We start from the raw sequence: 14,648 nt of genomic DNA, 5'->3' as shown, positions 1-14,648 counted from the left end.
CTATGATGCCTACTGCTATAGGAAGAAGGGAAATTATGAATCGCTTAAAAGGAGAACAGGTCACTATAGGTTATGGAGATAATGTCATCGTCAATAATTTAGATGTACACATACCAGATGGAAAAATTACTTCTATTATAGGACCAAACGGTTGTGGGAAATCAACATTACTTAAAGCGTTATCACGGTTATTACCGGTTAAAAATGGAGAAATTAAGTTAGATGGTGAAAACATACATTCACATTCTACGAAAGAAATTGCAAAGAAAATAGCGATTTTACCTCAATCACCAGAAGTTGCTGATGGATTGACAGTCGGTGAGCTTGTATCATATGGTCGCTTTCCGCATCAAAAAGGCTTTGGTCGTCTGTCTGCAGAAGACAAAAAGGAAATTGATTGGGCAATGCGCGTAACTGGTACGTATGATTTTAAATTGCGTTCTATCAATGACTTGAGTGGTGGACAACGTCAGCGTGTATGGATAGCTATGGCTTTAGCTCAACGTACAGATATTATTTTCTTAGACGAACCAACAACATATCTAGATATTTCTCACCAATTAGAAATCTTGGAATTGATTACGCAATTAAATAAAGAACAGGGTTGTACAATTATCATGGTTTTACATGATATAAACCAGGCTGTCCGTTTTTCAGATCATTTAATCACTATGAAAAATGGCGATATTATTGCGACTGGTGAGACTGAAGAAGTATTAACGAAAGATATTTTAGAAAAAGTGTTTAATATTGATGTAGAGATTAGTACAGACCCAAGAACTGGAAAACCTATGCTAGTAACATACGATTTATGCAGAAAAAGTTATTCTGAGGTTTAGGGGTAATTTATGACTACAAAGAGAAAAGGGAAGTTGAATTTTACAACGACATTTATTATAGCAGTGCTACTATTGATTGTTGCCTTGATTACTTCAATCTTATTTGGTGATGCTAAAATTCATTTATCGACTATTTTTGAAGCAATATTTAACTATGACCCTAAAAATCAACAACATAATATCATAAGTGAAATACGCATACCACGAGATATAGGTGCAATCTTAGTTGGTGTTGCATTGGGTACTTCAGGTGCAGTCATTCAAGGTGTTACTAAAAATGGTTTGGCTGACCCGAGTTTAATTGGTCTGAATTCGGGTGCTTCATTCATGCTTGCGCTCACTTTTGCATTCTATCCGACAGCACCATTTATCGTTATGATGTTTGCTGGATTCATAGGTGCATTAATGGGTGGCTTTATTGTGCTCATGATTGGTAGGTCAAGAAGTGATGGGTTTAATCCTATGCGTATTATATTAGCAGGTGCAGCCGTCAGTGCGCTATTGACTGCATTAAGTCAAGGTGTCGCATTGTTATTTAGATTAAATCAAAGTTTAACGTTTTGGAGTGCCGGTGGTGTTTCAGGTACGACTTGGAATCAATTAATGTGGGCAGCGCCATTTATTTTAATTGCACTTGTCATTATCATTTCAATGAGTAAGCAATTAACAATATTAAATTTAGGCGAAACCCTTGCTAAAGGCCTTGGTCAAAATGTAGCATTCACGCGCGCAATTACGTTGATTTTATCTATGATTATGGCAGGTATAGCCGTAGCGATGGTTGGTCAAATAGCATTTGTCGGTTTAATGGTACCGCATATAGTGAGATATTTAGTAGGAACAGATTATGCTCGTGTTATTCCACTTACGGCAGTTGTTGGTGGCTTGTTACTACTTGTTGCGGATACAGTTGCACGTATGCTAGGAGAAGCTCCAGTTGGTGCAATTATTTCCTTTATTGGTGTACCTTACTTCTTATACTTAGTTAAAAGAGGGGGACGCTTCTCATGATAGATCCAAGATTAAAACATAAACAATGGATCACAATGGTGATTCTAACTATCTTAGTATTGTTGGCATGTGCTTGGAGTATGACTTCAGGTGAGTATAAGATGTCAGTTGGCACGTTTTTCAAGACGCTAATTGGTCAAGGAGCCTATACAGATACCTTAATACTCATGGAGTTTAGATTACCACGAATGATTATTACAATTTTAGCAGGCGCAGCATTAGCTATGAGTGGGGCTATTATACAAAGTGTGACTAAGAACCCATTAGCGGAACCGGGTATTCTTGGAATCAACGCAGGTAGTGGCTTTGTTATTGCGTTATTTATAGTTGTAGGTCAGGTTGATGCAGCCAATTTTGTTTACGTCCTCCCTATTATAAGTATGATCGGTGGCGTACTGACTGCGCTCATTATATTTTCATTCAGTTATAACAAAGGTGAAGGTATTACGCCTGCAAGTATGGTGCTAGTTGGTGTTGGTATGGCCTCAGCACTAAGCGGTGGTTCATTAACATTAATGTCTACATTCGATGAAGATCAATCAGAGTTTATTGCTTCATGGCTTGCTGGTAATATTTGGGGAGATGAGTGGGCATTTGTTATTGCCTTCTTACCATGGATTATTGTACTTATACCATTTTTACTATTTAAAGCGAATGTCTTAAACTTATTGAATACACATCAGCATATTGCACAAGGTGTCGGTGTGAAAATCGGTAGAGAACGTATTATCCTTCTACTTGTCGCAGTCTTACTTTCATCTGCCGCAGTATCGGTTGCAGGTGCAATAGGTTTTATAGGATTATTAGGGCCTCATATTGCTAAATCAATTGTCGGACCAAGACACCAGTTGTTCTTACCAATTTCTATATTAATTGGTGCTTTCTTACTTGTCTTGGCAGATACTTTAGGACAAGTTATCTTACAGCCATCTGGTATTCCAGCAGGAATTGTTGTTGCAATTATCGGAGCACCTTATTTCTTATACTTAATGTACAAAACAAAATCAGTTTAATAGATGAAATATTGAGACGAATACTTGTTGAAGTTGATACAAGTATTCGTTTTTTATGCTCAATTTTAAAAGGTAACCATAATGCTGGAAAAATTAGAGAAATCAACGCTTATATATTAGCGTTTACATTTGTGAGTGGGGTATACTATGAATGAATAGATAAATGAGGAGGTCATCGTTATGAAAAAATTGATTAAAGAAAAAACACATTTTTTAAATGATATGTTAGATGGACTTTCAATCACAAATAAAGAAATTGAGATTATTTCAGATACCGTCGTTGTTAGAAAACATAAAAAAGAAAAAGGTGTAGCGATTGTTTCTGGAGGTGGTAGTGGCCATGAACCAGCACATGCGGGTTACGTAGCACAAGGCATGTTGGATGCTGCAGTTTGTGGCGAAGTCTTCACATCACCAACACCTGATAAAATATTAAGTGCGATTAAAGCTGTAGACAATGGTGATGGCGTATTATTAGTAGTGAAAAACTATGCTGGTGACGTTATGAATTTTGAAATGGCACAAGAAATGGCTGAAATGGAAGACATTCACGTAGAAACAGTGGTTGTGAAAGATGATATTGCAGTAAGCGACGAAGAAAAACGTAGAGGTGTTGCGGGTACAGTACTCGTTCATAAATATGCGGGGCACTTAGCAGAGAATGGCGTGGTATTATCAGATATCAAAGAAAAGATAGAGCACTTTTTATCAAATATCAAAACGATTGGTATGGCCATTACAGCGCCCATGGTACCAACAACAGGTCAATTTGGTTTTGACATAGCAGAGGATGAAATGGAAATAGGCATCGGTATACATGGTGAGAAAGGTCTATCAAGGGAAAAAATAGAAACCGTAGATAACATTGTAGAACGTTTATTAAATGAATTGTTCAAAGAAGTACAATCAGATGATTTGATTGTAATGGTCAATGGCATGGGTGCCACGCCGCTTTCAGAGCTTAATATAGTGGCAAAATACGTTGCTGAATATATGGACAAAAACGATAAAACGGTTGCTCAATGGTTAGTAGGCGATTATATGACAGCTTTAGATATGCAAGGATTTTCGTTAACGCTTGTACCGAATTCAGAAGCAACCCTAACTGCGATCAATACGCCAACCTCAAGTCATTATTTTAATTAAAATATCTTAAAACACAAACTGAAGGAGTGGAAGCATGAATATCTCTGAACTCAAAGCACGGTTATTAGAATTAGTAGAAGTATTTGAAGAAAAAGAAACACTACTTACGGATTTAGATAGAGCTATTGGTGATGGGGATCATGGTGTTAACATGGTAAGAGGCTTTAAAGCTTTACCTGATAATATTGATGACAGCTCTATGCAAAGTTTATTAAAGTCTACTGGAATGACTTTAATGTCTCATATCGGTGGTGCTTCAGGTCCTTTGTATGGCTTCAGCTTTGTAAAAATGTCTCAAGTGGTCAATGAAGAAATTGATCAAGACAATTTAAAAGCACTATTAAATTCATTTTCAGAAGCGATTGCGCAAAGAGGCAAAGTAGAATTAAATGAAAAAACTATGTTTGACGTTATCGAACGTGCTAATCAAGCCATACAACAAGGTGAAAACTTGACGCTTGATGTATTGCAATCATATGCTGATATGACAAAAGATATTGAAGCTACAAAAGGACGTGCTTCCTATTTCAAGGAAGATTCGAAAGGACACGTTGACCCAGGCGCACAGAGTAGTGTTTACATTTTAAATGCATTGATTGGAGATGAATCATAATGACTCAAATCGTAATCATTAGTCATAGTAAAGCAATTGCGGCTGGTACAAAAGATTTATTAAAACAAATGGCACCGGGTGTGACAGTAATTGATCAAGGTGGTGTAGGCGATGATATCGGCACGTCATATGACCATATACAAGCGTTAATTAATCAAGTAGATGATGATACGTTATGTTTTTATGATATCGGGTCTGCAGAAATGAACTTAGATTTAGCAATTGAGATGTATGAAGGGCAACACCGAGTAGAGAAAGTTGATGCACCTATTGTTGAAGGGAGTTTTACTGCAGCAGTTAAATTATCAGTTGGTGGATCTATTGATGAGACCATAGAAGCGTTAAATAAAACATTTGGCTAATGCGCATAGCTATTGTTAAAAACTATAAAAAGTAAGTTAAATATGAAGGTAGCAACTAATTTGACAAAAAACTTCTTTTTTAAATGAATATAGAGATAGATTATGGTAGAATAAAAGCTAACTGTTATAGAAATCTGGATACCTAGGAGGACATTGCCATGAAAGATTTAATACAAAAGCATGTCTTAAACGGCGAATTTGAGTCAGTCAAACGTTTAATGTCCCAGTCAGATTTTATGGAATTTGAAGAAGCTTATATTTCAAGTGCTCATGATGTGGAAAATATTATGTTTTATACATGTATTTTAGATATGATGAAAGAAGAAGAAACGGCAGAAATGCACGATTTAGCGTTTCTCTTATTAGTCTATCCATTAAGTGAACTCCATGGGGCTTTGGATTCTGCATTTTATCATGCAGAAGCATCCATAAAAATCACTGAGGGCAAAGAAGTAAAAAGCTTGTTACAAATGTTATTATTACATGCAGTTCCAGAACCAGTCATTTCTGATAAAAAAGCATTCGACGTATCACGCCAAATACTTAAATTAGATCCTACGAATAGTGTTGCGCGTAATGTGCTTAAAGAAACTGCTAAACGTATGGATAATGTGGTTGTTGAATTTAACGAGTTAAATCGTTTTAAAAATGCCCATTAATGCGTTAGTTAATTTAGGTGAAGCATTAAAAATATTAGATTTTGACAAATAATCCAATCTATTTTAAATAGAACCAAGTAAACTACATTTATCTGTAATGTGTTTCACTTGGTTCTTTGTGTTTGTAATCTCATATCTAGATATTATATCCTCACGAAAAATTTTAAAGGGATATTAAATGTATTCTTGGAAAGTAGTCATGTATAAAGTTGCAAAAAATGCTCGAATCAAGCGGTTTTAACGGTTGTTATTTTATGTAAATAGTATATTTAATACACTGATTGAATTTTTAATAATATTAAGTTGAATGTATATTTGTGTTAAAATAATGTATAGTGTGAAATTTTATGGTGTGCTGTTGCAAAATTTATTCAGTAAGTTATAATAACTCAATGTGTTAACTATGAGGAGGTTAAATTTACATGGGGTTGAATAAAGAAGCGGTAAAAATTGGATTCGCTTATGTTGGTATCGTTGTAGGTGCCGGCTTTTCAACAGGACAGGAAGTAATGCAATTCTTCTCACCATATGGCTTATGGTCATACATCGGTGTTATACTTTCGGGTCTGATTTTAGGATTTATAGGTAGACAAGTTGCGAAAATCGGAACTGCTTTTGATGCACAAAATCATGAGTCTACTTTAGATTACTTATTTGGAAATAAGTTCAGTAAAATTGTCGATTACTTATTAATATTTTTCTTATTTGGTATTTCAGTCACAATGCTTGCTGGCGCAGGATCAACGTTTGAAGAAAGTTTTGGCGTACCAACATGGTTGGGTGCATTGATAATGGTTATTGTAATTTATATCACTTTATTAATGGACTTTAACAAAATTGTACGTGCTTTAGGCGTAGTCACACCATTCTTAATAATTTTAGTTGTTATTATTGCTGCGTATTACTTATTTAATGGAAGTATTTCGTTTGGTGAAGTCAATGACGCAGTCCCAGATGCAAGTCTCGTAAAAGGTATCTTATATGGTATCAACTATGGTGGTTTAGCATTTGCAGTTGGGTTTAGTACGATTGTTGCAATTGGTGGCGATGCTTCGAGACGTAGAGTTTCAGGCGCAGGTGCATTATTTGGTGGTATCGTTTATACGATATTATTAGCACTTATCAACTTTGCATTACAATCAGAATTTACAAAAATCGAAGATGCATCTATTCCAATGTTAACGTTAGCTAATGATATCCATCCTTGGATTGGTTTAGTGTTATCTATCATTATGTTAGCGGTAATGTATAACACAATTCTTGGTTTAATGTACTCATTTGCGGCAAGATTTACAGAACCATATAGTAAAAAATATCACATATTTATCGTGGTTATGGTAATTGTTGCATTCGCATTAAGCTTTGTAGGTTTCGCTGGTCTTATCAACTTCTTATATCCAATTATGGGTGTTGTAGGTTTAGTTGTTGTAATAGGCGTACTTGTGAAATACTATAGTAGAAAACGTCAGAACAAGAAATTTATTGCTTAAATAAAAAGATATATTAAATAATTATCATTAGGGAAGGGACTTTATTTCTACTTCCCATTGAGTAAAAGTCTGAGGCATCTTACTTATTGATGTCTCAGACTTTTTCATTCATCTATATTTGTTAGCCAATTCACACTACTGTATGAATTATGGTACAATGCTTCCGAAAGGAAAGGTCATGCATGAAGAAAAATTACAAGTGGACGATAATTACTGTGATTGTATTTATTGTGGTAGCGTTAGTTACTGCGTTGTTGTTAAAACAGCAGTATGATCGACAGCATTCTAGAGAAATAAAAGAAAAAGTACAAATTAATAATAGAAATGTCAATGCATTTACCAATATAACTTATAGTACAGGCGTACCAAACAGTAGATTAGATATTTTAACGCCTACTGATTTAGATAAAGATAATAAATTGCCGGTCGTATTTTGGATGCATGGTGGTGGTTTTATAGCAGGGGATAAACAATATAAGAATCCATTACTATCAAAAATTGCTGAACAGGGATATATTGTAGTAAATATTAACTATGCACTTGCACCTGACTATAAATATCCAACGCAACTTCATCAAATTGACCAAGCGGTACAATTTATTAAAAAAAATAAACATGAGTTACCTATGGATTTTGATCAAGTGATTTTTGGTGGTGATTCAGCAGGTGCTCAGCTATCAAGTCAATATACTGCGATGCAAACGAATAAATCTCTAAGAGATAATATGGGATTTGAACAGCAATTTGAACCAGATAAAATAAAAGCAGCAATCTTCTTTGGAGGCTTTTACGATATGAAAACTGTTAAAGCCACTGAATTTCCAAGGATACAACTGTTTATGGAAAGTTATACTGGTAAGAGAGACTGGGAGACACAGTTTAAATATATTAGTGAAATGTCCACGATTAATCAAGTTACAAAAGACTATCCGCCTACATTTTTATCAGTAGGTGATGCAGATCCGTTTTATAGTCAAAACATTGAGTTTTATAAAAAATTAAAATCTAAAGGCATACCTACAGATAAACTATTTTATGATGGAACGCACAATTTAAGACATCAATATCAATTCCATTTAGAGTTACCAGAATCGAAACAAAATATGAAAAAAGTGCAAAGTTTCTTAAGTAGAAATACAAGTTCTTCAGGTGTAGAAACTGAAGTGGATGAAGAAACATCGAATCCTAATGGTATCGAATTAAATCCATATTAATAAATTAATGCATCATATACATTGGTATGTATGTTGAAGATTTAAGTGTAAATCTAAAGAGCTTGCCAATGACTATGCTCAAAAAAGCTAATCCGTTTATCGGATTAGCTTTTTATTTTAATAACTTACAATATTTACGATTTATCATACGATTCGAGTAGCTCATTTATTGTGTATGCACTTTGCCACATATATCAATACGTTATAAATTACTATATAACATGAGTTAGAGTACAACAGACAAGACAATTAGTAATTAGATAATACGTTCTACTTAACTAAAAAAGATGACCAAGTTCCATTCTTTCAGGTTAATCTAACAGAGAATGATAAAAAACTGACACCTATGCGCATTACTGCTGCTACAATGTGAAATTGAGACAATAATAGTGAAGTTAGTTTACTGTTTGACATGTTTTTCATTTACAATAAACTTATATATAAGCGACGTTTAGATAAATAGTTGAGAGGTAAATTAAAGTAGTAACTTCGACATGACATATTTGTTAAAGTATTTACCATCTATATACAATTTGTCACGCAATTCACCATCAATTTGGTATCCTGCAGTTTTAAATAAATCTACTGCTGTTTCATTTTCAGGAACGACCGAAGCTTCAATACGACGGATATGATGATTTAAACACCATGCTTCAACAGAGTTAATTAATGATTGACCGAGCCCTTTCTCTCGATAATGTCTGATAACGCCCATAGAAAATATAGCTTCGTGGCGCGTGCGTTCAAAATTACCTGTCGTAACAATAGCAAAGCCAACGAGTTCATCGTTATTCTCTGCTACGTAAATGGCGTTAGAAGGTGATGTGATGTAATGTTCCAAGTTTGCAATGGCGTCATTGTTAGACGGTGCATATTCCCCAGGATTATATATTAAGTAATCAGATTCATCATAAATTGTCGTTAATAACTTTACAAATGGATCTATATCATTGATACCAATTTCACGTATTTGATGAACCATGTATGAACACTCCTTATATCTATTTTGCTAATACTCAGTTATAGTATAACTTAACATCATTAGCATGATATTACTAGGTATTATTTAAATAGAGTCAAACTAATAAAAAGGAAGTATGCTTATGAAGCCCAATATTTTACTCGCTGGTGTCACAGGTTATATAGGGAAAACCTTGATTCATTCTATAAAAGATGAAGGCAATCTATATACATTATCCAAATATCCTAAAGAGAAAGATTTCCAAGAAGTGATATGGTTGAAAAAAGATATTTATAATTATGATGATGTATTAAATGCGATGGAAGACATGGATATTGCCATTTATTATTTGGATCCAACCAAACATTCAGCTAAATTAACACAAGCAACAGCAAGAGATTTAAACTTAATTGCTTCTGACAATTTTGGAAGGGCGGCTGCTGAGAACGGTATAGGTAAAATTATTTATATTAGCGGTAGTCGATTTGATCATGAAACCATTCAACGTTTGTCAGCATACGGTGTACCAGTAGAACAAACGGAAGCGATCGTTTCACGCCCACATGTGGCAGTTGAATTACAAGTCTCTAAATATGATGATGTACGCAGTGCGTTGAGTATTCAATTACCGATGAATTGGACATTAGACCAAATGGTTGAATATTATTTTAATTGGTTAAATGAAACAAAAGGAACGATGCTGCATGCGTACAAAGACAAGGATAATTATGTAATCTACATAAAAGATAAGCAGAAACCTGTGTTAGTACTTCATAAAATGCAAGTCGAATCTGATATGATTGTGCTACATTTAGTAAGTGGTTCTATTGTTAAGGCCAATGTAATAAAGCAAGGTAAGCTGGAGTTCCGTATGCTGAAAGGGACACAAACTGTCTTAGTGCATCTATATGACTATATACCTAAATTAGTTTGGCCTGTGTATTACTTATTTCAATCGCCGTTCCAAGGTTTAATGCTGCGTGGCTTTGAAATCGATTGTCGAATTAAGCATTTTAATGGACGAATCCAGTCAGGTGAAGATATAAAATATACAAAATAAAAAGGTGATTTTATGGATATACTATTAGTAGAAGATGATATGACATTATTTAAAGAATTAAGTGAAGAGTTGGAACAATGGGATTTCAATGTAAATGGTATAGATGATTTTAATGATGTGATGACTAAATTTGAATCTGTTAATCCCGCAATCGTCATTATGGATGTTAAATTACCCAAATATGATGGATTTTATTGGACAAGAAAAATTAGGGAAGTCTCTAATACACCCATTTTATTTTTATCATCTAGGGATAATCCAATGGATCAAGTGATGAGTATGGAACTTGGCGCGGATGATTATGTTCAAAAACCATTTAATACCAATGTATTAATAGCGAAACTCCAAGCCATATACAGACGTGTCTATCAATTTAGCTTAGATGAAAAGCGTGTGCTATCATGGCAAGATGCGATATTAGACTTATCAAAAGATAGTATAAATAAAGAGGATCATCAAATATATTTATCTAAAACGGAAATGATTATATTAGAAATGCTTGTGAAAAAACAAAATCAAATTGTTACGAGAGATACACTCATCACTGCGTTGTGGGATGATGAAGCTTTTGTTAGTGACAATACATTAACCGTTAATGTGAATAGATTAAGAAAGAAATTAGCAGATATAGATATGAATGATGCCATTGAAACGAAAATTGGCAAAGGATATATGGCGCATGGCTAATTTAAAATGGTTTTTTATCTTTTTACGCTCGCGCATATATTGGATACTATGGCTATTATTTCTGCATTTCATTTTCTTAGGTATTGCTTATTTAGATTATGATATTAGTGTATATAGCATTTTATATATTATTATTTTAAATATAGGCCTATCGGTGTTGTTCTTAATATTTACTTATTTAAAAGAAGTGAAATTTTATAAGCATCTTGACGAAAATATAGAACCAGAAGCTTTGAAGCATAAATCATTAGCAGACACACCGTTTCAACAAGAAATGGTGAATTACTTATATGGACAAATTACGAATCAAAAAGCATTAGTTACACATCAAAAGCAACAAATTCAATCTACGGAAGCGGCGTTGACTGATTTTGTACATGATATTAAGACACCTGTAACAGCAATGAAACTGTTAATAGAAAAAGAACAAGATTTATCTAGGAAGCACGCCTTACTTTATGAATGGTCGCGTATCAATGATATGTTAGATAGACAGTTATTTTTAACACGACTTGAATATCAGAATAAAGATATGTATTTCGAACATGTGCCATTGAAACGCCTTGTAATAGAAGAAATACAGATTACAAGATACATCAGTCAGTCTAAAGGCATTGGTTATGACTTAGATTTTGAGGATACATTGAATGTATATACAGATACAAAGTGGTGTCGCATGATGATTAGACAAGTGTTATCTAACGCTGTTAAATATAGTGAAGAAAGTATGATACATATACGTGCATTAAAAGAAAGTAGACACGTTGTACTCGAAATTAAAGATGAAGGCAAAGGTATCAGTGAAAAGGATTTACCTAGAATTTTTGATAAAGGATTTACGTCTACTTCAAATAGAAATAATACGATATCATCAGGTTTAGGTTTATATTTGGTTAATCACGTTAAAGAAAAACTGAGCATATGCGTGCGTATTCATTCAGAACTAGATAAAGGAACAGTAGTTAAATTTATTTTCCCGAATCAAAATGAAATTGTAGCAAAATTATCACAAAATATATAAGCGTTACTTATGAGATTAGATTGACATCAAATTTTAAAAAAAAGAATTTCATCTTATACTGTAGCAATATCAGATTGCGTTGCTTATATATAATCTAGAGGCATTGTCGGCAAATGACTATATTTGTCGACAATTTTTTATTGAAAGCATCATTGTGTACAAATGAAGTGTTAACAGAAACTATGAAATCATTTGTGTATTTATAAAAGTAATTGTTGAATCCGAAAAGTAAATGTGCAATTATATCTAATGTGAGTTTTATTTAAAAATCTCATTAGATACAATGCGATATTATAAAGCATAAGTACAAATCATCATTTTTGATAGAGATGTATTCTGTATTCATAATGTATGAAAATCATTTTATTAAATTAATGAAAATGAAATGTTAAGAATTTGTAAATTTAATTGTAGTATTGTAAATTTTGTGCTATTTTCAAATAAGGATAAATTAACATTTGTGAGATTTTTTAAACTAATATAAGCAAATGCTCATTTACATATAATTAACAAATGCTGTTATACTGGCAAAAAATGAGCAAATTGTAAATCTTGCCAATCTTAATTTGTCTTAAAGGATTTTAAATTTTTTTAAATTTATTGAAGGTGATTGAGGACAATCGCTGTAAATGGAGGATTTTTTGAATGTTTAACAAGAAAAAAGATAAGTTCATGGTGAAACTTGAAGAAATGGTTTTCAACTTAGACAGAGCAGCAATTGAATTTGGGAAAATGGAGTTTAATACGCATTTAGACCTTAAAGTATACTCAGACAATATTAAAACGTATGAATCACACGGCGATGAATTAATGCATCAAGTGATTTCAGACTTAAACCAAACTTTTATTACACCAATTGAACGTGAGGATATCCTCTCTTTATGTAACGCTATTGATGATGTTTTAGATGCAATTGAAGAAACATCAGGTATGTTCGAAATGTATTCTATTGAATATACAGATGAATACATGGCTGAATTTGTAGATAATATCCAAAAAGCAATCGCAGAAATGAAATTAGCTGTTGGTTTGCTTGTAGAGAAAAAATTATCGCATATGCGTATCCATTCTATTAACATAAAAGAATTTGAAACAAATTGTGACGGTATTTTACGTCAATCAATTAAACACATATTTAATAGTGAAACAGATCCAATCACCCTTATTAAAATAAAAGAAATATATGAAAGCATGGAAGAGATTGCAGATAAATGTCAAGCCGTAGCAAATAATTTTGAAACAATAATCATGAAAAATAGCTAAGGAGTCCTAACTTATGGAATATATTTTGATCATCACAGTAGCTATCGTTATTTTTTCACTTATATTTGACTTTATCAATGGTTTCCATGATACAGCCAATGCTGTTGCTACTGCTGTTTCTACTCGTGCCTTAACGCCTAGAACTGCGATACTTTTAGCATCAGTGATGAATTTTATTGGTGCTTTAACTTTCACTGGGGTTGCAGGGACAATTACGAAAGATATTGTAGACCCATTTAAATTAGAAAATGGTCTTATTGTCGTATTAGCAGCCATTATCGCAGCTATTTTATGGAATTTAATCACATGGTATTATGGTATACCAAGTTCGTCATCACACGCATTAATTGGTTCTATTGCTGGCGCAGCAATTGCTTCGCAAGGTTCATTTGCAGTATTACATTATGAAGGATTCACGAAAATCATCGTTGTTTTACTTGTATCACCGATTATTGCATTTTGTGTTGGTTTTATCATGTATTCAATCGTAAAAGTTGTATTTAAAAATGCAAATCTTACAAAGTCTAATCGTAACTTTAGATTTTTCCAAATTTTCACAGCATCACTACAATCATTTTCTCATGGTACAAATGATGCGCAAAAATCAATGGGGATTATTACATTGGCTTTAATAGTTGCTAATATTCAAACAGGTACAAGCGTTGAACCGCAATTATGGGTTAAAGTTGCCTGTGCTACTGCAATGGGACTAGGTACAGCTGTTGGTGGTTGGAAAATTATCAAAACAGTTGGTGGTAATATTATGAAAATACGTCCAGCTAATGGTGCAGCTGCAGATTTATCATCTGCATTAACAATATTTGTTGCATCATCATTACATTTCCCATTATCCACAACACATGTTGTATCTTCATCTATTCTAGGTGTTGGTTCATCTAACCGTATTAAAGGTGTGAAATGGAATACAGCACAACGTATGATTATCACATGGGTAATTACATTACCAATTTCTGCACTTGTTGCAGCAATTATTTACTACATTATAAATATTTTCTTATAGATAGTAATTTTCTTACACTATAGGCACTTGTTGATTGGTATTTACATACATTAGATAGATATCAATTGATTTACTAAAAGAACGAGCGAAAACCAATTGTTTAACAATTGTGTTTATCTGCTCGTTCTTTTTATTTATACAGCGATAGGGCGCATAGGTGGGAATATTAATAATAAATAAGAGGAGAAAAAAACGGGAGTGGGACAGAAATCAAATTTTCTAATAGAGATTTCGTATTCCTACCTCGGCAAGGATGACTAGGATTGAAAAAAGCTTGATATAAGCGAA

At 33.4% G+C, this 14,648-nt stretch carries 15 protein-coding genes; 14 read left to right on the top strand and 1 reads right to left on the bottom strand.

Annotated elements, in window-relative coordinates:
• The first annotated feature begins 35 nt into the window (after positions 1–35).
• From SSP_RS10375 to SSP_RS10335, 9 genes are all read left to right on the top strand, one after another.
• Positions 36–839, top strand: coding sequence for an ABC transporter ATP-binding protein (locus SSP_RS10375; RefSeq protein ID WP_002484014.1), 804 nt, complete (start codon positions 36–38; stop codon positions 837–839).
• Positions 840–848: 9 nt separating this feature from the next.
• Positions 849–1,850: a FecCD family ABC transporter permease gene (locus SSP_RS10370; RefSeq protein ID WP_011303718.1), complete on the top strand. Its 1,002-nt coding sequence runs from the start codon at positions 849–851 to the stop codon at positions 1,848–1,850.
• Entirely contained in the window at positions 1,847–2,863 is a 1,017-nt protein-coding gene (locus SSP_RS10365; RefSeq protein WP_011303717.1) for a FecCD family ABC transporter permease, read from the top strand. Before SSP_RS10370 ends, SSP_RS10365 begins: the two co-directional genes overlap by 4 nt.
• 180 nt (positions 2,864–3,043) lie before the next feature.
• Positions 3,044–4,009 (top strand): dihydroxyacetone kinase subunit DhaK, encoded by a 966-nt coding sequence (gene dhaK / locus SSP_RS10360; RefSeq protein WP_011303716.1) that lies wholly within the window; start codon positions 3,044–3,046, stop codon positions 4,007–4,009.
• 34 nt (positions 4,010–4,043) lie between these two features.
• On the top strand, positions 4,044–4,622 hold the full coding sequence (gene dhaL, locus SSP_RS10355; RefSeq protein ID WP_002484010.1) for a dihydroxyacetone kinase subunit DhaL: 579 nt from the start codon (positions 4,044–4,046) through the stop codon (positions 4,620–4,622).
• A complete protein-coding gene (dhaM, locus tag SSP_RS10350) occupies positions 4,622–4,984 on the top strand; it encodes a dihydroxyacetone kinase phosphoryl donor subunit DhaM (protein ID WP_011303715.1) in 363 nt (120 codons plus the stop codon). The genes dhaL and dhaM overlap by 1 nt, the downstream gene beginning before the upstream one ends.
• Before the next feature lie 158 nt (positions 4,985–5,142).
• Entirely contained in the window at positions 5,143–5,643 is a 501-nt protein-coding gene (locus SSP_RS10345; protein WP_011303714.1) for a hypothetical protein, read from the top strand.
• Between the two features lie 422 nt (positions 5,644–6,065).
• Positions 6,066–7,133 carry a YkvI family membrane protein gene (locus SSP_RS10340; RefSeq protein WP_011303713.1) on the top strand — a complete coding sequence of 356 codons (1,068 nt, stop codon included), beginning with the start codon at positions 6,066–6,068 and terminating at the stop codon, positions 7,131–7,133.
• A 182-nt stretch (positions 7,134–7,315) separates the two neighbouring features.
• On the top strand, positions 7,316–8,347 hold the full coding sequence (locus SSP_RS10335; protein WP_011303712.1) for an alpha/beta hydrolase: 1,032 nt from the start codon (positions 7,316–7,318) through the stop codon (positions 8,345–8,347).
• Between the two features lie 475 nt (positions 8,348–8,822).
• Here the strand turns inward: SSP_RS10335 and SSP_RS10330 are convergent, their stop codons facing one another.
• A complete protein-coding gene (locus SSP_RS10330) occupies positions 8,823–9,329 on the bottom strand; it encodes a GNAT family N-acetyltransferase (RefSeq protein WP_011303711.1) in 507 nt (168 codons plus the stop codon).
• A 121-nt stretch (positions 9,330–9,450) separates the two neighbouring features.
• Between SSP_RS10330 and SSP_RS10325 the strand changes: the two genes are divergently transcribed.
• From SSP_RS10325 to SSP_RS10305, 5 genes are all read left to right on the top strand, one after another.
• Positions 9,451–10,368, top strand: a complete 918-nt coding sequence (locus tag SSP_RS10325) for an NAD-dependent epimerase/dehydratase family protein (protein WP_011303710.1) — start codon at positions 9,451–9,453, stop codon at positions 10,366–10,368.
• A 12-nt stretch (positions 10,369–10,380) separates the two neighbouring features.
• Entirely contained in the window at positions 10,381–11,055 is a 675-nt protein-coding gene (locus SSP_RS10320) for a response regulator transcription factor (RefSeq protein ID WP_011303709.1), read from the top strand.
• Complete coding sequence (locus SSP_RS10315) at positions 11,048–12,076, top strand: sensor histidine kinase (protein ID WP_041784838.1); 1,029 nt, start codon at positions 11,048–11,050, stop codon at positions 12,074–12,076. Before SSP_RS10320 ends, SSP_RS10315 begins: the two co-directional genes overlap by 8 nt.
• Positions 12,077–12,721: 645 nt before the next feature.
• Entirely contained in the window at positions 12,722–13,339 is a 618-nt protein-coding gene (locus tag SSP_RS10310) for a DUF47 domain-containing protein (protein WP_011303707.1), read from the top strand.
• 13 nt (positions 13,340–13,352) lie between these two features.
• The gene (locus tag SSP_RS10305) at positions 13,353–14,360 is read left to right on the top strand and encodes an inorganic phosphate transporter (protein ID WP_011303706.1); all 1,008 of its coding nucleotides are present in this window, start codon (positions 13,353–13,355) and stop codon (positions 14,358–14,360) included.
• Positions 14,361–14,648: the final 288 nt, after the last annotated feature.

This window comes from Staphylococcus saprophyticus subsp. saprophyticus ATCC 15305 = NCTC 7292 (genome assembly GCF_000010125.1).
GTDB classification, from domain to species: domain Bacteria; phylum Bacillota; class Bacilli; order Staphylococcales; family Staphylococcaceae; genus Staphylococcus; species Staphylococcus saprophyticus.
This window is presented reverse-complemented; position numbering and strand designations above follow the sequence as displayed.